Source organism: Massilia oculi (assembly GCF_003143515.1).
Lineage (GTDB): Bacteria > Pseudomonadota > Gammaproteobacteria > Burkholderiales > Burkholderiaceae_D > Telluria > Telluria oculi.
In genome coordinates, this window is sequence record NZ_CP029343.1 from 5,683,266 (window position 1) to 5,701,927 (window position 18,662).

Consider the following 18,662-nt stretch of genomic DNA (forward strand, 5'->3'; position numbering starts at 1 on the left):
GGCGATGAACGCCCCCACTAATGTGACCATTCCGCGTCCGGCCCTGCTGGCCGCGATCTTCGTCTTCAATTTCGTCGAGTTCCTCTCGACCGGGATGACGGTGTTCGCGGCCCCGGCGATCATGGGCCACGTCGGCGCCTCGCCCGAGGAGTACGCGACCGTCTCGGCGCTGTACGCGGCGGTGGCCGTCCTGTCGATCTCGCAGCTGACGGTACTGGTGCAGCGCCTCGGCTGGCGCAACTACCTGCTCGGCGGCGTGGTGTTCTACATGATCGGCGCCTGGATCTGTGCGCGCAGCGGCAGCGTCGCCGCCTTCGCCGGTGGCCGGCTGTTGATGGCGATGGGCGGCGGCGTGTTCATGACGGCCTCGCGCATGATGGTGAACCTGATCCCGCGGTCGCCCCAGCGCCTGCAGGGCATCGCGGCCTTCGGCGGTGCGCTGTCGCTCGGCCTGGCGCTCGGCCCACTGGCTGCGGCGAGGTTCATCGGCCACGAAGCGTGGGGCGGCATGTTCCTGCTGCTGGCGGCGCTGGCCGCGATCGGCGCGGGCATCGCGGCGCGCTGGCTGCCGCTCGGCGCCGACACGCTGGACGGCACCCCGACGCGCCTCCACGTGCCGGATGCGATCCTGCTCGGCGCCGGCGCCGCGATCACGCTGTTCGCCCTGCAGCACCTGACTTACGACTGGCATGGCGGCGAACGCGCCGGGCTGCTCGGCCACCTGGCGCTGGGCCTGGTCTTGCTGCTGGCCTTCGGCCTGCTCAAGGCGCGCCGGCGCGAACCTTTCCTGCACCTGAATATCCTGGCCAGTGCGCGCTACCGCCTTGGCCTGGTGATCTTCGCAGTCTGCTATGCGGTGCTCGGCATGGTCAATACCCTGTTGCCGCAGGCGGTACAGAAGGGCCTGGGCATGGGACTCGAACAGGCCGGCGTGCTCCAAGGCGTAGGCCTGCTGTCGACCTACGTCGTGTTCATCGTGATGCTGCAGCTTGTCAAGCGCGATCCGCATCCGACCCGGTTCTTCGTGACCGGCTTCCTGATGCTGGCGGCGCTGGGCTGGCGCTTCGCGACCCTCGATCCGCGCGCCGATGCCTGGGACACGGTCATGCTGTGGCTCGGCCTGTTCGGCGGCTTCCTGACGCTCGGCATGGCGACCGCAGCGATTCATTCGTTCAAGGATCTGCAGGCGGATAACGTCGTGTTCTCGCATGCCCAGCAATTGAAGAACATGCTGGGCCAGGTCGGGCTGGCGCTGGGGGTGGGCGTCACCAATGTCGGCTTGCAGGAGCGCACGGCCCTGCACGCGTCGCGCCTGGCCGAGAAAGCCGGCGCGATCGGTGACGGCGGCTTCGAGATGTCGCGCCAGGCCGGGCTGCTGGCGGGACAGGACCTGTTCTGGATCGTGATGTGGGTGGGACTGGCGGGCGCCGCGCTGCTGGCCATGCAGCGCAGGTTCGACTGAGGTTCAAGCGTGCGCCGCGGTGTAAAACGATCGTTTTACACTGCAGCCATGGATACGAACCCAGCACTCCTCGAGGTCGCCGAACGGCTGTTCTACGAACAAGGCTACCTGGCCACCGGCATGGACACACTGGCCCGCAGCGCCAGGATGTCGAGCCGCACGCTGTACAAGCATGGCGGCAGCAAGGCCGCCCTGGCGGTCGAGGTGCTCGCCGCGCGCGACCGGCGTTTCTTCGAGCAGGCCGACGTACTCCAGGTGCGGGCGCTGTTCGACGCGCTGGCCGGCTGGGTCGCGCGCGAAGGGGCGCGCGGCTGCCTGTTCCTGCGCATCGTGGGCGAGACCGGCGGGATGGAGCCGGCGATCGTGGCGGCGGTACAGGCCCACAAGGCCAGGCTGAGCGAATGCGTCGCGCGGATCGTCGAAGCGGACCTGGGGCGCGCCGACGACGTACTGGCCGCGCGCATCGTGCTGCTGTTCGAAGGGGCGGTGGCGGCCAGCGCCTGGCAGGGCGGCGCGGCCATCGAGGTCGCTCGCGGTGCGGCGGACGACCTGGTGGAAGCGGCCCGCGCAGCATGAGCCCGGCCATCCGCCTCGGCGCCACCGGCTTCGGCCTGATCGCCGTCTGCTACGGCTTCGCGCGCTTTGCCTTCGGCCTGTTCCTGCCTGCGATCTCGGCCGACTTCGGGCTCTCGTCCTCGCTGGCGGGAATCATGTCGGCGGCTTCGTTTCTCGGCTTCTGCCTGGCGATCGCGATTGCCGCGTGGCTGACCGAGCGTATCGGTCCGCGTCTGGTCGCCGTGACTGCGGGCGTGACCGCCGCCGCCGGCATGATCGGCATCGCCGGTGCTTCGTCGCCCGCCTGGCTTGCCGTCGCGGTGATTCTCGCCGGGTCGAGTACGGGCCTCGCATCGCCAGCGCTCGCGGCGGCCGTGACGGCGATGCTGCCGCCTGCGAAGCAGGACGCGACGAACACCTTCATTAATGCCGGCACCAGCGCCGGCGTGGCCCTGTCCGGACCAGTGGCGGCGCTGATGGGCGCCGAGTGGCGGCTGGCCTACGCCGGCTTTGCCGGCGCGAGCATCATGATGGTGGCCGCGACGCTGAAAGTGCTGTCCGCCGGGACGCCACGACCGGGCAATCACATGCCGTTCCTGCCGCCACTGTCGTCCGATCTGAAGCGCCTGGCCGCCGCGGCGGGCTTGAGCGGGCGGCGAGCACGGTGGTCTGGAGTTTCGGCGCCGACCTGCTGGCGGCCAATCTTGACTGGAGCGGTGGCCAGGTCGGCATGCTGTGGACGATCATGGGGTGTGCGGGTGTGGTGGGGGCCATGGCCGGTTCGCTGATCGCCCGGTTCGGCATACGCGCCGTGCACCTGGTCTTCCACGTTGCCCTGGCCTTGGCGGTAGCCGCCGTCGGGCTGGACGGCGCGCCGCCATGGCTGGTGTTCACGGGCGCCGCTATGTTCGGCGCCGCCTACCTGATGCTGACCGGCGTCTATCTGGTGTGGGGCATTGCGGCGCTACCGGAGCGCCCGGCGACCGGGGTGACGGTGGGCTTCCTGGCGCTGGCAGTGGGCCAGACCCTGGGCGCGATGGCGTTCGGCTTCGTGATGGACCGTGTTTCGGCGAACGTTGCGGTGGCGTCGTTCGCGGCCCTGGCGCTCGTCGCCGGCCGGATGCGCCGCCGCGCCGGCTGAGCAAAAAAAGCGCCGGCCTGTGAGAGCCGGCGCCGGGCAGTGCTTGCGCACTCGTCCGATCAGTCTTCCTGGAACGCCTCGTCGCGCTTCTTGCGCAGCGAAGGCAGCAGCACGACGATCATCGCCGCCGCGGCCAGGCCCAGCATCACGCCCGAGATCGGGCGCTCGATGAACACCATCGGGTCGCTGCGCGAGAGGAGCAGGGCGCGGCGCAGATACTCTTCCATCATCGGGCCGATGATGAAGCCGAGCAGCATCGGCGCCGGCTCCAGTTCCAGCTTGGCGCACAGGTAGCCGAGCAGGCCGAACAGCGCCATCAGGTAGACGTCGAACGTGCTGTTGTTCAGGCTGAACACGCCGATCGCGCAGAACATCAGGATGGCCGGATACAGCATCTGGTACGGGACCATGATCATGCGCACCCAGATGCCGATCATCGGCAGGTTCAGCACGACCAGGAACAGGTTGCCGATCCACATCGAGACGATCAGGCCCCAGAACAGGCCAGGCTGCTCGGTCATCACGGCCGGACCGGGCTGGATGCCCTGGATGATCATCGCGCCGATCATCAGCGCCATCACCGGGTTCGATGGAATGCCAAGGGTCAGCATCGGGATGAACGAGGTCTGGGCGCCGGCGTTGTTGGCCGCTTCCGGCGCCGCCACGCCCTCGATCGCGCCCTTGCCGAACTGCGCCGAGTTCTTCGACACCTTCTTCTCCAGCGAGTAGGAGGCGAACGAGGCCAGCATGGCGCCGCCGCCCGGCAGGATGCCCAGCACCGAGCCGAGACCGGTCGCGCGCAGCACCGGGGCGATGATGCGCTTGAAGTCGTCCTTGTTCAGCATCAGGCCCTTGACCTTCTTCATCACCAGGTCGCGCGACTCGTCGTGCTCCAGGTTGCGCACGATCTCGCCGATGCCGAACATCCCCATTGCGACGATCACGAAGTTGATGCCGTCGGCCAGCTCGGGCAGGTCGAAGGTGTAGCGCGCCGAGCCCGAATTGACGTCGGTGCCGACCACGCCCAGCAGCAGGCCGAGGATGACCATGCCGATCGCCTTGAGCAGCGAGCCGCTGGCCAGCACGACCGAGGCGACCAGGCCGAGCACCATCAGCGAGAAATATTCGGCCGGGCCGAACTCGAGCGCGACGTCGGCCAGCGGCGGCGCGGCCAGGGCCAGCAGCACGGTCGCGACCGAGCCGGCGAAGAACGAGGCGATGGCCGCGGTGGCCAGCGCCTTGCCGGCCTGGCCGTTGCGGGCCATCTGGTAGCCATCCAGGGCCGTCACGACCGAGGACGATTCACCGGGCAGGTTGACCAGGATCGCGGTGGTGGAGCCGCCGTACTGGGCGCCGTAGTAGATACCGGCCAACATGATCAGGGCCGATTCCGGCGGCAGGCCGAAGGTGGCCGGCAGCAGCATGGCGATGGTGGCGATCGGGCCGAGGCCCGGCAGCACGCCGACCGCGGTGCCGACGAAGACGCCCACCAGGCAGTAGAACAGGTTCTGGAGGGTGAAGGCCGTTTCGAGGCCGAGTGCGAGATTGCTGAAGAGTTCCATATTGCTTTAATTCCCACCGAACCATGGGCCGAAGATAGGCATCGGCAAGCCGAGCAGCTTGACGAACAGGCCGACCGCGAACAGCGTCGCACCGACCGCCAGGGCGACGGCCTTGGCCAGGTTGAATTTCTGGCCGGCGTAGCTGCTGATCAGGATCAGCAAGAGGGTGGCCGGGACCAGGCCCGCGTCGCGCATCAGGAAGCCGAACAGCAGCACGGCAACCAGCACCAGCGCCAACTCCTTCCAGTACAGGCGGCCGATCGGCTCGCCCTGGCGGAAGAAGGAGCGCAGCAGCGAGGCGGCGCCGACCAGCGTCAGCAGTCCGCCGAGCACGGAGGGGAAGTAGGCCGGGCCCATTCGTCCGGCCGTGCCCATTTCATAATCCTGGCCGATGACGATGGCGCTCAGGCCGAAGAAGAGAAAGACGATGCCACTCCAAAAATCCTTTGGGTGGCGTATGAATGCTGGCACGTGATGGTCCCCTTTTTTTGTGATGCAAACGCGGTGTTACGGATGCGGTGGTTCGAAGTTTCAGCTACGGTACAACGGGTACGACAGATACAACGGGTACGACAGATACAACGACACGCACCGCCCCGGCGAGGCCAGGACGGTACGTGATCTCAACTACGCATGCTCAGTCGGCGAAGGCGCCGGCCTTCTTGATGATCGGACCCCACAGGTCGATCTGCTGCTTGAGGTGGGTGCGCAGGGCTTCCGGCGTGGCCTGGCTGGTCGGGACCGGCTCGGTGCCCAGGTCGTTGAAGCGCTTGATCACGTTCGGATCGCGCAGCGAGGCGCGCAGGGCGCCCGCCAGCGCGTCCACGACCGGCTTCGGCGTGCCCTTCGGCGCGTACAGGCCGTGCCAGACGCCGACTTCGAAGCCCGGCAGGGCGCTCGAGGCCAGGGTCGGCAGGTTCGGCAGCGACGGCACGACGGTCTTGGTCGTCACGCCATAGGCCTTGATCTTGCCGCTCTTGATCTGGCTGGTGGTGTTGGTGGTCTGGTCGCACATGAAGTCCACCTGGCCGCCCAGCAGGTCGTTCATCGCCGGGCCGGTGCCTTTGTAGGGCACGGTGGTCAGCTCGACGCCCATCGCGGTCTGCAGCAGCATGCCGCACAGGTGCGAGGCCGAACCCAGGCCAGCGTGGGCGTAGGTCACCTTGTCCTTGTTGGCCTTGACGTAGGTGATCAGCTCTTTCATGTCCTTGGCCGGGAAGTTGCCGCGGGCGACCACGGTCATCGGCACGTCGGTGATCAGGCCGATCGGCTCGAAGCTGTCGATCGCGTTGTACGGCAGCTTGCGGTACAGGGCCGGGGCGGTCGACTGGCCGATGTGATGCAGGAACACGGTGTAGCCGTCGGGCGCGGCCTTGGCCGCGCGCGCCGCGCCGATCGTGCCGCCGGCGCCGCCGACGTTCTCGATGATGATCTGCTGCTTGAGGGTGTTGCCCATCGATTGCGCGACCAGGCGCGCGACCGTATCGGTCGGGCCGCCGGCCGCGAACGGCACGATCATGGTGATGGTCTTGGTGGGGTAGTTCTGGGCTTGGGCCAGGCCGCTGCCGAAGGCAGCCAGGCACGCGACAGCGCACAGCATCTTGAGCTTCATGTTTGTCGTCCTCGTCTATCTCGTTCTTGGTATGGGGTCGGCGGCCCGCACCTTCGTGGTGCGTCGCTGCGCTCTAGCGTTGTCTTACGCAGCTAGGGTTGTACCAGTAAATATATTGATATGCAACTACGTGGAAATACGTATGTCGCATGGGTGGGACGAGGAGCGGAAAAAGCTGTACAGCCGAAGGCGAAAATTCGAAAATGACAACGCCGACGGCGGTGGCCGTCGGCGTCGGTGAAAGACAGCGAGCGTCGGTCAGACCGACGCTTGCACCGGCAGTTCGTGATCTCCCATCAGCAGCTTGTCCGGCGTCATCGGGGTAGTGCGCAGGCGCTTGCCGGTCGCATGGAAGATGGCGTTCGATACCGCCGCCGCCACGCCCACGATCCCGATCTCTCCCACGCCCTTGGCGCCGAGCTGCTTGGTGACGATGCGGTCGTCCTCTTCCACGAAAATCACGTCGATGTCGTGGATGTCGGCGTTCACCGCCACGTGGTATTCGGCATAGTTGTGGTTCATGAAGCGCCCGTACCTTTCATCGGTATGGGTTTCTTCATGCAGGGCCTGGCTGATGCCCCACACCACGGCGCCGCTGATCTGGCTCCTGGCCGTCTTGGCGCTGATGATGCGTCCGGCCGCGATCGCGCTCACCACGCGGGTCACGCGCACCATGCCCAGCTGCTCGTTGACGCGCACTTCGCAGAACACGGCCGAGTGCACCGCACGCGCGTACTTGCGCTGCTTGAGCATCTGCGGCGTCATGAAGAATTTCTCCTCCAGGCGGTCGAGGTTGGCGTCACGCAGCACGGCGGAGAGCTCGACCCGCCGCGCCTGATCCTTCTTCAGGAACACGGCGCCGTCGCCGAACTCCACCTCGCTCATGCGCGCCTTCGCCAGCGGCGAATCCTGCATCGCCGCCGCCATCTTGAGCAGCTGCTTCTTGAGCTTCTCGCAGGCGCCATGCACGCCCGAGCCCACCGTGGCCATGTGCGACGAGCCGCCCTCGATCGGCGCCATCGGCAGCGTCGAGTCACCCAGCTGGAAGGTCACCTGCTCGAGCGGCAAGCCGAGCTGTTCGGCGGCGACGATCGACATCGCGGTATAGGTCCCGGTGCCGATGTCGGTCGCCGCGCTGCTCACCACCAGGCGGCCGTCCACGTGCAGCACGGCGGAGACGCGCGCCACCATGACCAGCGAATCCCAGATCCCGGTGGCCATGCCCCAGCCCACCAGCTCGTCGCCGTCCACCATCGTGCGCGGCTCGAGCGGACGCTTGTCCCAGCCGAAGCGCTCGGCGCCCTGGCGGTAGCATTCGCGCAGCTCCTTGGTCGAGAAGGGCTTGTCCTCGATCGGGGCGACGTCGGTGTAGTTCTTCAGGCGCACGGCCAGCGGATCCATCTTGAGCTCGTACGCCAGCTCGTCCATCGCCACTTCGAGCGCATGCACGCCGTGAGCGGCGCCGGGCGCGCGCATGTCCAAAGGGGTGAAGCGGTCGTGCGCCACGACCTGGTAGCCGAGCTTGATGTCCGGGCAGGCGTACAACTGGCCGGACCAGTTGACGATCACCTCCACGTAGTCCTCGAGCCGCGAGGTTTCCTGGATCGCCTCGTGCCAGATTGCCTTGAGCGTGCCGTCACGGTCGGCGCCGAGGCGGATGCGGTGCCAGGTTTCGGGTCGGTGGCCGAAGCTGAACATCTGCTGGCGGGTGAGCATCACCCGCACCGAGCGTTTCAGCTGCAGCGCGCCCATCACGGCCAGCGGCAACTGGTATTGCGGGCGCAGGCCGGAACCGAAGGCGCCGCCCACGTAGGGATTGCGCACCGTGACCTTGTCCTTCGAGATGCCGAAACCGTGCGAGACGTACCAGCGGCTGTTCTGCGAGCTTTGCGTCTTGTCGTAGATGGTCAGGTGGCCATCCTCGCCGTACAGCACGGTGGAGGCGAACATCTCCATCGGATTGTGGTGCTCGACCCCGTTGTAGTACTGCGAGTCGATCTTGACCTCGGCGTCGGCGAAGGCCTTCTCGCCGTCGCCGATGGAGCTGGGCGGCGTGAAGCCGGCCTTCATCTTCTTCGGCTCGTAGGCTTCGTCGAGGCGCGCCAGGTGGTTGGTCTCGTGCTGCTCGACGTCGTAGTGCACCCGCACCAGCTGGGCCGCGTGGCGCGCGGCTTCGAAGGTGTCGGCGATCACCAGCGCGACCGGCTGGCCGCTGTAGAAGATCTGGTCCGAGAACAGGGGCCGGAACGGCGAACCGGCCGGCGCCGTCATGTCCTTCCAGGCGATGTCGAGGGAGCGCATCTTGGGGCGGTTCTCGTGGGTCATCACGGAGATCACGCCGTGCGCGGTGAGGGCGTCGACGGTGTCGATGCGGCTGATACGGCCCTTGGCCACGGTGCTGCTGACGACCACGCCGTAGCACAGGTCGGGGGCAAACACCTCGGCCGCGTACTGGGCCTGGCCGGTGACCTTGGCGCGGCCGTCGACGCGCGAGACGGCCATGCCGCTCTTGACGCGGCCGGTGCCGGCCGGCGCGCTCGGTGCGCGCAGTTCTGGAATCAGGTCGGTCATGCGTGGTCTCCCTCTGGATCTCGTTTGCTTCCGCTGGCGATCTCGGTGCCGCGGGCGGCGCTGCTCAAGGCCTGGACGATGGCGTTCTTCGCCAGGGCCAGCTTGAAGTCGTTCTGCCCGTAGCCGCGCGCGCCCTGCAGGATGGCGTCGGCCGCGGCGGCGAAGGCCTCCTCGCCGGCCGCCTTGCCCACCAGCTGCGCTTCGGCCGCTTCGACGCGCCACGGCTTGTGGGCGACGCCGCCCAGCGCGATGCGCGCGGCCCTGATCGCGCCGCCGTCCTCGAGGTCGAGGGCTGCCGCCACCGAAACGAGGGCGAATGCATAGGACAGGCGGTCGCGCACCTTGATGTAGGCGCTGTGGGCGATGAAGCGGTCGGCCTGTGGCACGGTGATGTGGGTGATCAGTTCGCCCGGCTGCAGCGTGTTGTCGATCTCGGGCCGGTCTTCCGGCAGGCGGTGGAAGTCGGCAAAGGGGATTTGCCGCTTGCCGCTGCTGGACTGGACGTGCACGGTCGCGTCGAGCGCGCGCAGGGCCACGCACATATCGGACGGGTGGGTCGCGATGCAGGCCTCGCTCGTGCCCAGGATCGCGTGCTGGCGGTTGACGCCATCCCTGGCCGGGCAACCGGTGCCCGGCTCGCGCTTGTTGCAGGCGGTGCCGAGGTCATAGAAATAGACGCAGCGGGTGCGCTGCATCAGGTTGCCGCCATTGCTGGCCATATTGCGCAGCTGGGGCGAGGCGCCGGCCAGGATGGCGCTCGACAGCAGCGGGAAATGTTCCCGGACGAGTGGGGCGTAGGCCGTATCGGCGTTGCGGGCGAGGGCGCCCAGCAATAGGCTGCCGTCCTCGCCGATTTCGACCTGATCGAGGTCGAGGCCATTGATGTCGACCAGCTGGGCAGGGCGCATCACGCCTTCCTTCATCAGGTCGAGCAGGTTGGTGCCGCCTGCGATCGGACGCGCTTCGCCGCCGCGCAATGCGGCCAGCACGCCATCGAGGTCCTTCGATTGGGTAAAGGTGAACGGGTTCATGCCAGCACCGCCCCGGTCGTGAAGGCCGGCTTGTCGCCGTTATCGCGGTCGATGGCACTGCGCCGCAAGTCCATGACCCGGACCACGGCGTCCGCGATCTGCGGATAGGCGCCGCAGCGGCAGATGTTGCCGCTCATGAGTTCGCGCACATCGTCGCGCGATGCGGCCTGGCCTTCGTTCATCAGGCCCACGGCCGAACACAGCTGTCCGGGAGTACAGTAGCCGCACTGGAAGGCGTCGCAGTCGATGAACGCCTGCTGGATCGGATGCAGGTCCTCGCCCTCGGCGAGGCCCTCGACCGTGGTGATCTCCTTGCCGTTCTGCATGACCGCCAGGGTCAGGCAGGAATTGATGCGCTTGCCATCGACCAGTACCGTGCATGCGCCGCATTGTCCGTGGTCGCAGCCCTTCTTGGTGCCGGTCATGCCTGCGCGCTCGCGCAACAGGTCAAGCAAGGTCACCCAGGACTCGACGTTGAATTCGCGGTCTTGCCCGTTGATACGCAGGCGAACCGGATACTGCTGGTGAAGTTCCATGGTCATTTCCCCTCTATGAGAAGCCATGACCTTACCCCTGCAGCATGGACGTCACGGTTAGGTGACGCACCTACTCCCGACGTTACTTGTAATTTTGCTCAGGGACCGCGGAATACCACCGTTTTGTTGCCGTCGACAAAGACACGGCGCTCGATGTGGAACTTGACCGCCGCCGCCAGCGCCAGGCACTCGTTGTCGCGGCCGACGCGGGTCAGCTGGTCGACCCGGTAGTTGTGGTCGACCCGGGTCAGCACCTGCTCGATGATCGGGCCCTCGTCGAGATCGGGCGTGGCATAGTGCGCGGTCGCGCCGATCAGCTTGACCCCGCGGTCGAAGGCTTGCTGGTAGGGCTTGGCGCCCTTGAAGCCGGGCAGGAAGGAGTGGTGGATATTGATGCACTTGCCAGCCAGGCGCCGCGCCAGCTCGTCCGACAGGATCTGCATGTAGCGCGCCAGGATCACCAGCTCGGAACCGGTCTCCTCGAAAATCTCGAACAGGCGCGCCTCTTGCTGGGCCTTGTTGTCCCTGGTGACCGGCAGGAACACGAAGCGGATGCCTTCGCGCTCGACCATCGGGCGCAGGTCGAGGTGGTTCGACACCACCGCCGTGATCTGCATGTTCAGCTCGCCATTACGGCGGCGATACAGCAGGTCGTCCAGGCAATGGTCGGTCTTCGAGACCATGATCACGGTGCGCACCGGATCGAGCGGGTCGAACATTTTCCACTGCATGTCGAGGCGGCCCGCTACCAGCTCGGCGAATTCGCTGCGGACGCGCTCGATCGGCGGCGAGTGTTCTTGCTGGCGAAACACGGCGCGCATGAAGAAGCGCGCGGTCGAATCGTCGTCGAACTGTTCCAGCGCGCAGATATAGCAGTCGCGCTCGGCGAGGAAGGTCGCCACGGCGGCGACGATGCCGGTGCCGGCCGGGCAGCTGGCGTTGAGGATGTATTCGATGCGGCCGGCGGGCGCCGGAACGATGCTGCTCATGAGTGATTCCTGTCGGTTAGGGGCTGGATGCAATGTGCTCGTCCGTCACGCGACACCGGCCAGGTGGGCCGGCGGCAGCTCTGGTTTCCGGCGCCGCCCGGTCGGCGGCGCTGGAAGGTGATGTTGCGATGTTGTCAGAATATATAGAATGAGGGATGCGGCCGGCGCCGTCAAGGGTGTGCATCGGACGTGCTACCATGCGCGCTTTTTCCAGAGCCGCCATGTCGTCCCCAGTGACCATTCGTCCGATGCTGCCCGCCGATCTCGATGCCATCCTGCGCGTGCAGGCGGCCTGCTATCCGCCGGCGATGCAGGAAGCGGCGGCGGTGGTGAAGGCGCGGCTGGATGCGGCAGCCGCCACCTGCCTGGCCGCGAGCGACGCCGACGGCGTATGCGGCTACCTGTTCGCCTATCCGTCGCGCCTGGGGAGAGTGACCGACCTGGGGGCGCCGTTCGGGATCGCCCGGATGCCGACACCCTGTACCTGCACGACCTGGCGGTCGACCCGCGCGCACTCGGACGGGGCCTGGCGCGCGCACTGGTGGAACATTTGCTGGACCTGGGCCGCGGCCTGGATTTGCCCCATGCCGCCCTGGTCTCGGTACAGGACAGCACGCGCTTCTGGAACGGCTTCGGCTTCGAGGCGCGGGCGACGAGCGATGCCGGCCTGTTCACCTATCCGCCGGGCGCGGTCTATATGGCGCGCCCGCTGGATTGATTCAGAGCCTATCCCGGTAGGCTCTTACTCGACGCGGCGCACCTTGGCCGAGGCGTTGGTGCCGTCGACGCGCATGAAGATGGTGCCGAACATATTGCGTTCGATGCTGACCTTGGCGTCGGTGCGCGGCGCCAGGACCGCGTCGCTGCCGTCGACGACCCGCCACACCTGGCCATTGGCCAGGCGGATGCGCGAATTCGGACCCCAGCCCTCGAAGCTGCCCACGATGGTGCTCTGCACCGACCTGGGCTGCGCCTCGCGCTGCTTCACGGCTTCCATGCCGAAGTTCTCCTCGGCGGTTGCCGCTGCCGCCGCCGGCGCGGCCTGCGCTGCCGCGGCCGGACCGGCCACGCCGACGGGGATCGCGTCATAGCAGGCAACGCGCGCCGCGACGTCGCTCACGGTGCGGCATTTCAGGAGGGCAGCGTCATTGGCGAGCGCGGAACCGGAGGCGAGGAGCAGTACGGCAAGAGGCAGGGCTTTCATCGGAATCCTAGGTAGTGGTGGAAGCTCGCCCCAGGCGAGGCCCAGGGCGGCTACGATTATAGGGGATGCCGATGATGGAGTGGAAATCGTGGGACCGCCGGCAAGAGTTCGCGGGACGTCCTATACTGCCGGGCGGCGCCAGGCACTGTCGGACCGTGGCGCCTCCAATACGAAGGAAGACCATGAAGCCACAAGTGACCATCATCGCCACCCTGTACGCCAGGGCAGGCCAGGAAGCCGCGCTCGCGGCGCGCATGCACCAGATGTCGGTTGAAAGCCGCAAGGAAGCCGGCTGCATCCTGTACGAGCTGCAGCGCTCGAACGACGACCCGCGCGAGTTCATCATGGTGGAGTACTGGCGCGATGCCGAGGCCGTGGCGCTGCACGACGCCAGCGCGCACATGGCGGCGCTGGTGGCCGACCTGCCGGCGCTGGTTGACCGTCCGGTCGCGGTGCGCAAGTACACTCCCGCCGGCTGAGGGCGGACGGCCTCAGGCGGCCCGGCCGAACAGCCCGATCTGCAGACCACGCGCCATGCCGCGCGCCGCATCGACCAGGGCGGCGGCGTCGGCGGGCGCGAACAGGCTGCCGGCCGTCTCCTCGAACAGGGCCAGCCAGCGCGCGAAATGCGCCGGCGTGAGCTGGGGCATGGCCTGGTGCTTGCCGACGACGTTGCCGCGAAACTCGCGCGCCTTCAGGATCGCGGTGCTCCAGAACGACACCATGCGCTGCTTGTGGTGATCCCACTCGCCGTCCGCGATCATGCCGGCGAACACGGGACCGAGCAGCGGATCGCGCCTGACCTGGTGGTAGAAGACGTCGACCAGCACGGCCAGGGCCGGGCGATCCAGGGGCAGGGGACGATATCGCGTGCGCTCAATGCCAATACCCCGGCTTGCCGTCGAGACGCGGACTGGCCAGCCAGGGCCCGTAGCGCAGCAGGTAGATGACGAAGGCCAGCGACCACAGGGCGGCCGACAGGGCCAGCGTGTGGCCACGTGCCGGGCCGTCGAACAGGTTGGCGGCCAGGCGCGCGGCGACGGCCAGCGGCAGCAGCGCGAACATCGCCACCTCGGGCCGCTCCGCCTGCAGGGTGCGGCCCGTATGTCCACGCGCCGTGCGGGTGATCATGGCCCGATCATGCCCGTCATGGCGCCGGCCGCCAGCAGGTGCAGGGCGGCGCTGCCCGAGACCACGCCGGCGCCGGCCAGGCCAAGGGCCAGCAGGCCGGCCACCAGCATCGCATACGACAGGTGGAACGACCACAGGAGCGGCGCGCGCAGCGTCGACAGCGGATCCCACAGGACCAGGCGCGCGCCGTTGAGCAGCGCCGCCAGGACGCCAATCGCCAGCAAGGCCCAGCCGGGCGCCCCGGACAGCCAGCACAGGCCCAGCGCGGCGATCGAGACGATGCTGGCCAGGTCGAGCCGCGGCAGGTTGCGCGCCCGGCTGCCCGGCGCGCCGTTGCGCGTGAACATGGGGCCGACGCGGCCGCCGACGATCGCCACCAGCAGCACCAGCAGCAGGATCGCGCCGTGCACGCTCGCCAGCGGCGAAACCGGCACCACGCCCTGCAGCGCCAGGTGGAACGCCAGGTTGCACACCCCCAGCAGGACGATCACGAGGCCGATCGGCAGGTTGCGGCGGTTGTCGGCGCGCAGCAGCAGGCGCAGGATCGCGCCCGCCAGCGCGAACAGGAAGGCCACGTCGACCACGGCATACAGCAGCGCCGGTGCGCCGAGGGCCGCGCAGCGTCCGCCGATCCACAGCAGCACCAGGGCCTGCAGGCTGCGGCCGCGCGGCGTTGGCAGGCCGGTCCAGTTCTGCACCGCCGTCAACAGAAAGCCGGCGACGACCGCGACCGCGAACCCGAACACCATCTCGTGCACATGCCACAGCAGGTTCACCGGCCCGTGGGGCAGCAGGCCCAGGTAGGCCAGCACCCAGGCCGGCGCCGCTGCTGCGGCGAAGGCGGCGGCCAGCAGGTAGAAGGGGCGAAAGCCCAGCCGCCAAAGCGGCGCCTGCGCCGAGGCGGGTGCTGGATGGCGGCCTGGAAGCGGATCGGTGGCGGGTTGGGCGCGCATGCGGATCTCCTGTTGAAGATGTATCCAATATACATCAAAAAATAGTTCGGGAAAGAGTCCTTAAGTAGCAGTCCCATTGGGTAACTGTCGGAAAATTTAACACTTCACGGCGACGACGTTACAGCGTCGTGAAATTGTTTTGTGAAATCAAAGAGTTGCTGCTGCGAATGTGGTGGGCCTGGTTTTTGCTCATTCAGCGTGAATACCCACAAGGAGTAAGACGATGGCACGCATCACCCCATTATTGTTCGCGGCGGCACTGCTGGCCCAGCCGGCTCAGGCCGCCGTCATCTATTCATGGCACGAGGCCAGTACCTCGGCAAACTCGCCGCCGGGCCTGAACATGGAACTCGTCTTTTCGGACGAGGCGGTCGCGCAGGGCAGCCTGGAGCTTGACTTCGTGAACCTGTGCGACCTGGGCGAACCGTGCCTGGACAAACAGGACAGCCTGCTGTCGCTGCGCTACTGGTATGAGGACCCGTGGGCGGAAGATGGCCGTGCGAATTCCATCGACTATGGCCACCTCAAGCTGCCAGAGCACTATTTCGATCAGATCCGGCTGAACGTGACTTTCCTGCCCGGTGGCCTGCTGAACGGATACATCTACGCCAACGACGGCAATTCGCACTTCGAAATCGAGAGCCTTGGCAGTCTGTTCACGGTCCTGGACGCACACAGCGACGAGCCGTTCGGCTGCGCCTACCAGTACGACCCCTGTTCGGGCTCGACCGGTTATCTGTCCAACGCGCCGATCGCGGGCGAAGTGCCGGAACCGTCGAGCCTGCTGCTGGCAGGACTGGGCCTGGCGGCCATCGGTTGCGCACGCCGGCGCCGGGCGCGCTGATCCAGCGATCCCGATTCAGGCCAATGGCGCCAGCAGCGCCGCGGTGTCGGGCGCGCCCATGCGCTGCGCCACGTCAAGGGCGCTGACACCGTCGGCATCGCGCCGTGACGGGTCGGCGCCGCGTTCGATCAAGAGGCGGGCGATCTCGACCCGGTTGAACATGGCGGCGAACATCAGCGCGGTCTTGCCGGCCGGTCCCGCATGGTCGGCGATGGCGCCGTGGTCCAGCAGCAGACTGGTCACCGCCAGGTCGCCCTTGAAGGCGGCGCCATGCAGCGGCGTCTGGGATGCGTCGTTCATCAGTTGCGGATCGGCGCCGTGCTCCAGCAGCACGCGCGCGGCCTCGTGGTGGCCGTGGTAGCAGGCCAGCATCAGGAGACTGTCGCCGCGCTCGTTGCGCAGATTGGGCGGCAAACCCTTGGCCAGCAGCGCGCCGAGCGGTTCCGCCTGGCCGGTGCGGGCGTACTGGAACACATTGCGCAACCATTCGAGGGTGGCTTCGTCGAGCGCCGCCGGAGCGGCCTGCGGGGTGGTTTCATTGGCTTGCATGCGTGTTTCCTCGTGTCGGTTCGATGGTCGATTAGATCACATCCGTCACCGCCACGCAGGCGCGCTTCAGGCCTGCTGACGGCTGGCCGTGTGCTCGGCCGCTTCCCACAGCCAGGCCGGCAGGGCCAGCGCCGGCAGCAGCATGCCGGTCACCAGCGCCGCATGCCAGCCATACTGGGCGTAGACCCAGCCGCCAAGGGCCGAGCCGAGCGCGCCGCCGGCGAAGAACAGGGCGAAGTACAGGCCGTTCAGGCGGCTGCGGATCTCGGCGCCGAGGGCGAACAGCGCACGCTGGCCCAGCACCAGGTTGGCGGCGACGGCGGCATCGAGCACGATGGCGGCCAGGGCCAGCAGGCCGAGCGCCAGCGGCTTGGACTCGGGCTCGAGCAACGGCAACATGAAGCTCAGCGCACCGACCGCCAGCGCGATCGCGGTGGCGCCCAGCGTATGGCCGGCATCGGCCAGGCGGCCTGCGATCGGCGAGGCCACCGCGCCGGCCATGCCCACCAGGGCGAACAGCGCGATCCCGTTCTGGCTCAGGCCGAAGTCCGGGCCGGCCAGGGCTTGCGGCACGACAGTCCAGAACAGGCTGAAGGCGCCGAACAGCCCGGCGTGGTACAGCGCGCGACGGCGCAGCACGACGGTATTGGCCAGCACCGGCCACAACGAAGCGATCAGCGCGCCATAGCGCTGGGCGGCGGCCGGCCTTCGCTGCGGCAGCTTGAAGTGCAGCACCACGGCCAGCAACAGCACCAGCGCGGCGGCGATCCCGAACACGGCCTGCCAGCCGCCGAAGCCGGCCAGCACGCTGGCCACCGGCCGCGCCACCATGATCCCCAGCAGCAGGCCGCTGACCACCTTGCCCACGGTCTGGCCGCGCGTCGCTTCCGGCGCCATGTGGGCCGCGAACGGCACCAGCACCTGGGCCACCACGGCGCCCAGGCCAATGGCCAGGGCGGCCAGCAGGAACTGCCAGGCCGCGCTCGCATCCGCGGCCAGCGCCAGCGCGCCGCCGGTGGCGACCAGGCCGCTCACGATCAGGCGCCGGTTCTCGACCAGGTCGCCCAGCGGGACGATGAACAGCAGGCCGAGGCAATAGCCGATCTGGGTGAGGGTGACGACCAGGCCGGTGGCGCTCGCGGGCAGGCCGAGGGCGGCGCCGATCGGGCCGACCAGCGGCTGGGCGTAATACAGGTTGGCGACGATGATGCCGGCCGCGGCGGCCAGCAGCATCGTCATGCCGCCGGATATCCTTGCTGGGGTGCTTGTTGTCATGGCGTGCTCCTTGGTGGGACAGGTGAACGGGGTTAGGTGAACGGTTCCATTCTAGGCAGGCTCGAGGCAAAGATAATTAAGGCATAATGCCCACATTCAATTCATTTAATGTGAACAATCATGGACAAGGTGAAGGCGATGCAGACCTTCGTGCGGATCGTCGAGGCGGGCAGCTTCACGAAGGCCGCCGAATCGCTCAACCTGCCGCGCGCCTCGCTGACGGCGACCATGCAGAACCTCGAGCGTCACCTGGGCGCCCAGCTCCTGCAGCGCACCACGCGCCGGCTGTCCCTCACGCAGGACGGTGAGCGCTACTATGAACAATGCGCCTCCATCCTGGCCGCGATCGAGGCGGCGGAAGCCGATTTCCTGGGCGTCGACGGCCGCCGCATGCAGGGCCGGTTGCGGATCGAGCTGCCCGGCGCCCTGGGCCGCGCCATCGTGCTGCCGCGACTCGCCGACTTCCGCCAGGCCTGGCCCGGCATCGACCTGAGCATCGGCATGGGCGACCGCCTGGTCGACCTGACCGGCGAGGGCATCGACTGCGCGCTGCGGGTAGGCGAGCTGCAGGATTCCAGTCTGGTAGCGCGCCCCATCGGCCTGATGCGCTTTACCATCGCGGCCACGCCCGGCTACCTGGCGCGGCGCGGTGTGCCGGCTTCGCCGGACGAGCTGGCGGGGCACGACGGCATCGTCCATTTCTCGGGCCGCACCGGGCGCGCCTTCGACTGGGAATTGCAGGAGGCGGATGGGGTGCGCAAGGTCGCCGTAAAAGGAAGTCTCTCCGTCAACGACGCCGACGCCAACCTGATTCTCGCGCTGCAGGGCCTGGGGCTGGCCCAGCTGGCGCGCTACCAGCTGCGCGGCCAGGAGGGCCGGCTGGTCGAGGTGTTGCCGGGCTTGCGCCCGACGCCGATGCCGGTGTCGTTGCTGTATCCGCAGGGGCGCATCGCCAACCCGCGCCTGCGCGCCTTCGCCGACTGGCTGGCGGCGGTGTTCGCGGCAGACCCGGACCTGCGCCTGGCGCACGATTGAGGGTCCGCAAGCGGCGGCGACGGACGCCACCGCACCACGGGGCGCCGAATGTCATGACAGGTGCCGCCAGACGAACTGAACCTGGCTATGGTGCGCCGCCTGAAAGCCACGCGCAAGCCGGGCGAACTGGCCGGGAACGCGGCGCCGCTCGTGCTGGCCGAGCGGCGCCGGCGCTTGCCCTGCTTGACACCAGGCAAGAAGAAGCGCTGAAC

22 protein-coding genes are annotated in these 18,662 nt (G+C 67.8%); 9 read left to right on the forward strand and 13 right to left on the reverse strand.

What is annotated here, in order from left to right; genetic code table 11:
* The first annotated feature begins 4 nt into the window (after positions 1-4).
* The 4 genes from DIR46_RS25400 to DIR46_RS27520 are packed head-to-tail and all read left to right on the forward strand — an operon-like array spanning position 5 to position 3,158.
* A complete protein-coding gene (locus DIR46_RS25400; RefSeq protein ID WP_109347721.1) occupies positions 5-1,462 on the forward strand; it encodes an MFS transporter in 1,458 nt (485 codons plus the stop codon).
* Between the two features lie 48 nt (positions 1,463-1,510).
* The gene (locus tag DIR46_RS25405) at positions 1,511-2,038 is read left to right on the forward strand and encodes a TetR/AcrR family transcriptional regulator (protein ID WP_109347722.1); all 528 of its coding nucleotides are present in this window, start codon (positions 1,511-1,513) and stop codon (positions 2,036-2,038) included.
* Positions 2,035-2,805: an MFS transporter gene (locus tag DIR46_RS25410; protein ID WP_229446421.1), complete on the forward strand. Its 771-nt coding sequence runs from the start codon at positions 2,035-2,037 to the stop codon at positions 2,803-2,805. The genes DIR46_RS25405 and DIR46_RS25410 overlap by 4 nt, the downstream gene beginning before the upstream one ends.
* Entirely contained in the window at positions 2,790-3,158 is a 369-nt protein-coding gene (locus DIR46_RS27520) for a hypothetical protein (RefSeq protein WP_229446422.1), read from the forward strand. Before DIR46_RS25410 ends, DIR46_RS27520 begins: the two co-directional genes overlap by 16 nt.
* A gap of 59 nt (positions 3,159-3,217) precedes the next feature.
* Here DIR46_RS27520 and DIR46_RS25415 read toward each other — a convergent pair whose 3' ends face one another.
* The 7 genes from DIR46_RS25415 to purU form a co-directional block, all read right to left on the reverse strand.
* Positions 3,218-4,720 carry a tripartite tricarboxylate transporter permease gene (locus DIR46_RS25415; protein WP_109347723.1) on the reverse strand — a complete coding sequence of 501 codons (1,503 nt, stop codon included), beginning with the start codon at positions 4,718-4,720 and terminating at the stop codon, positions 3,218-3,220.
* A gap of 6 nt (positions 4,721-4,726) precedes the next feature.
* Positions 4,727-5,191 carry a tripartite tricarboxylate transporter TctB family protein gene (locus tag DIR46_RS25420; RefSeq protein WP_109347724.1) on the reverse strand — a complete coding sequence of 155 codons (465 nt, stop codon included), beginning with the start codon at positions 5,189-5,191 and terminating at the stop codon, positions 4,727-4,729.
* A 166-nt stretch (positions 5,192-5,357) separates the two neighbouring features.
* Positions 5,358-6,332: a tripartite tricarboxylate transporter substrate binding protein BugD gene (locus tag DIR46_RS25425; protein ID WP_109347725.1), complete on the reverse strand. Its 975-nt coding sequence runs from the start codon at positions 6,330-6,332 to the stop codon at positions 5,358-5,360.
* Between the two features lie 258 nt (positions 6,333-6,590).
* Entirely contained in the window at positions 6,591-8,903 is a 2,313-nt protein-coding gene (locus tag DIR46_RS25430; RefSeq protein WP_109347726.1) for a xanthine dehydrogenase family protein molybdopterin-binding subunit, read from the reverse strand.
* Positions 8,900-9,934 carry an FAD binding domain-containing protein gene (locus tag DIR46_RS25435; protein ID WP_109347727.1) on the reverse strand — a complete coding sequence of 345 codons (1,035 nt, stop codon included), beginning with the start codon at positions 9,932-9,934 and terminating at the stop codon, positions 8,900-8,902. The genes DIR46_RS25430 and DIR46_RS25435 overlap by 4 nt, the downstream gene beginning before the upstream one ends.
* Positions 9,931-10,470, reverse strand: coding sequence for a (2Fe-2S)-binding protein (locus DIR46_RS25440; RefSeq protein ID WP_109348155.1), 540 nt, complete (start codon positions 10,468-10,470; stop codon positions 9,931-9,933). Before DIR46_RS25440 ends, DIR46_RS25435 begins: the two co-directional genes overlap by 4 nt.
* Positions 10,471-10,568: 98 nt before the next feature.
* On the reverse strand, positions 10,569-11,459 hold the full coding sequence (gene purU / locus DIR46_RS25445; RefSeq protein WP_109347728.1) for a formyltetrahydrofolate deformylase: 891 nt from the start codon (positions 11,457-11,459) through the stop codon (positions 10,569-10,571).
* Between the two features lie 391 nt (positions 11,460-11,850).
* Between purU and DIR46_RS26165 the strand changes: the two genes are divergently transcribed.
* A complete protein-coding gene (locus DIR46_RS26165; RefSeq protein WP_115766709.1) occupies positions 11,851-12,177 on the forward strand; it encodes a GNAT family N-acetyltransferase in 327 nt (108 codons plus the stop codon).
* A gap of 24 nt (positions 12,178-12,201) precedes the next feature.
* On the opposite strand, the gene DIR46_RS25455 is transcribed toward DIR46_RS26165, so the two are convergent.
* Positions 12,202-12,663 carry a hypothetical protein gene (locus DIR46_RS25455; protein WP_109347730.1) on the reverse strand — a complete coding sequence of 154 codons (462 nt, stop codon included), beginning with the start codon at positions 12,661-12,663 and terminating at the stop codon, positions 12,202-12,204.
* Positions 12,664-12,845: 182 nt separating this feature from the next.
* On the opposite strand from DIR46_RS25455, the gene DIR46_RS25460 reads away from it, so the two are divergent.
* The gene (locus DIR46_RS25460) at positions 12,846-13,142 is read left to right on the forward strand and encodes a putative quinol monooxygenase (protein WP_162819644.1); all 297 of its coding nucleotides are present in this window, start codon (positions 12,846-12,848) and stop codon (positions 13,140-13,142) included.
* A 12-nt stretch (positions 13,143-13,154) separates the two neighbouring features.
* Here the strand turns inward: DIR46_RS25460 and DIR46_RS25465 are convergent, their stop codons facing one another.
* From DIR46_RS25465 to DIR46_RS25475, 3 genes are read right to left on the reverse strand one after another with little or no spacing between them, the layout of a single operon-like run.
* The gene (locus DIR46_RS25465) at positions 13,155-13,493 is read right to left on the reverse strand and encodes a group III truncated hemoglobin (protein ID WP_229446423.1); all 339 of its coding nucleotides are present in this window, start codon (positions 13,491-13,493) and stop codon (positions 13,155-13,157) included.
* 46 nt (positions 13,494-13,539) lie between these two features.
* Complete coding sequence (locus tag DIR46_RS27670) at positions 13,540-13,794, reverse strand: NnrS family protein (RefSeq protein WP_109347732.1); 255 nt, start codon at positions 13,792-13,794, stop codon at positions 13,540-13,542.
* Complete coding sequence (locus DIR46_RS25475) at positions 13,791-14,747, reverse strand: NnrS family protein (RefSeq protein ID WP_109347733.1); 957 nt, start codon at positions 14,745-14,747, stop codon at positions 13,791-13,793. The genes DIR46_RS27670 and DIR46_RS25475 overlap by 4 nt, the downstream gene beginning before the upstream one ends.
* A gap of 223 nt (positions 14,748-14,970) precedes the next feature.
* Between DIR46_RS25475 and DIR46_RS25480 the strand changes: the two genes are divergently transcribed.
* Positions 14,971-15,591 (forward strand): PEP-CTERM sorting domain-containing protein, encoded by a 621-nt coding sequence (locus DIR46_RS25480; RefSeq protein ID WP_109347734.1) that lies wholly within the window; start codon positions 14,971-14,973, stop codon positions 15,589-15,591.
* A gap of 15 nt (positions 15,592-15,606) precedes the next feature.
* Here the strand turns inward: DIR46_RS25480 and DIR46_RS25485 are convergent, their stop codons facing one another.
* Entirely contained in the window at positions 15,607-16,140 is a 534-nt protein-coding gene (locus tag DIR46_RS25485; protein WP_109347735.1) for an ankyrin repeat domain-containing protein, read from the reverse strand.
* A gap of 66 nt (positions 16,141-16,206) precedes the next feature.
* Complete coding sequence (locus DIR46_RS25490; protein WP_109347736.1) at positions 16,207-17,415, reverse strand: MFS transporter; 1,209 nt, start codon at positions 17,413-17,415, stop codon at positions 16,207-16,209.
* A gap of 120 nt (positions 17,416-17,535) precedes the next feature.
* Between DIR46_RS25490 and DIR46_RS25495 the strand changes: the two genes are divergently transcribed.
* Together DIR46_RS25495 and DIR46_RS26865 are read left to right on the forward strand one after the other, a co-directional pair.
* Positions 17,536-18,450 carry a LysR family transcriptional regulator gene (locus DIR46_RS25495; RefSeq protein ID WP_109347737.1) on the forward strand — a complete coding sequence of 305 codons (915 nt, stop codon included), beginning with the start codon at positions 17,536-17,538 and terminating at the stop codon, positions 18,448-18,450.
* Positions 18,451-18,510: 60 nt separating this feature from the next.
* Positions 18,511-18,660, forward strand: coding sequence for a hypothetical protein (locus DIR46_RS26865; RefSeq protein WP_162819645.1), 150 nt, complete (start codon positions 18,511-18,513; stop codon positions 18,658-18,660).
* Positions 18,661-18,662: the final 2 nt, after the last annotated feature.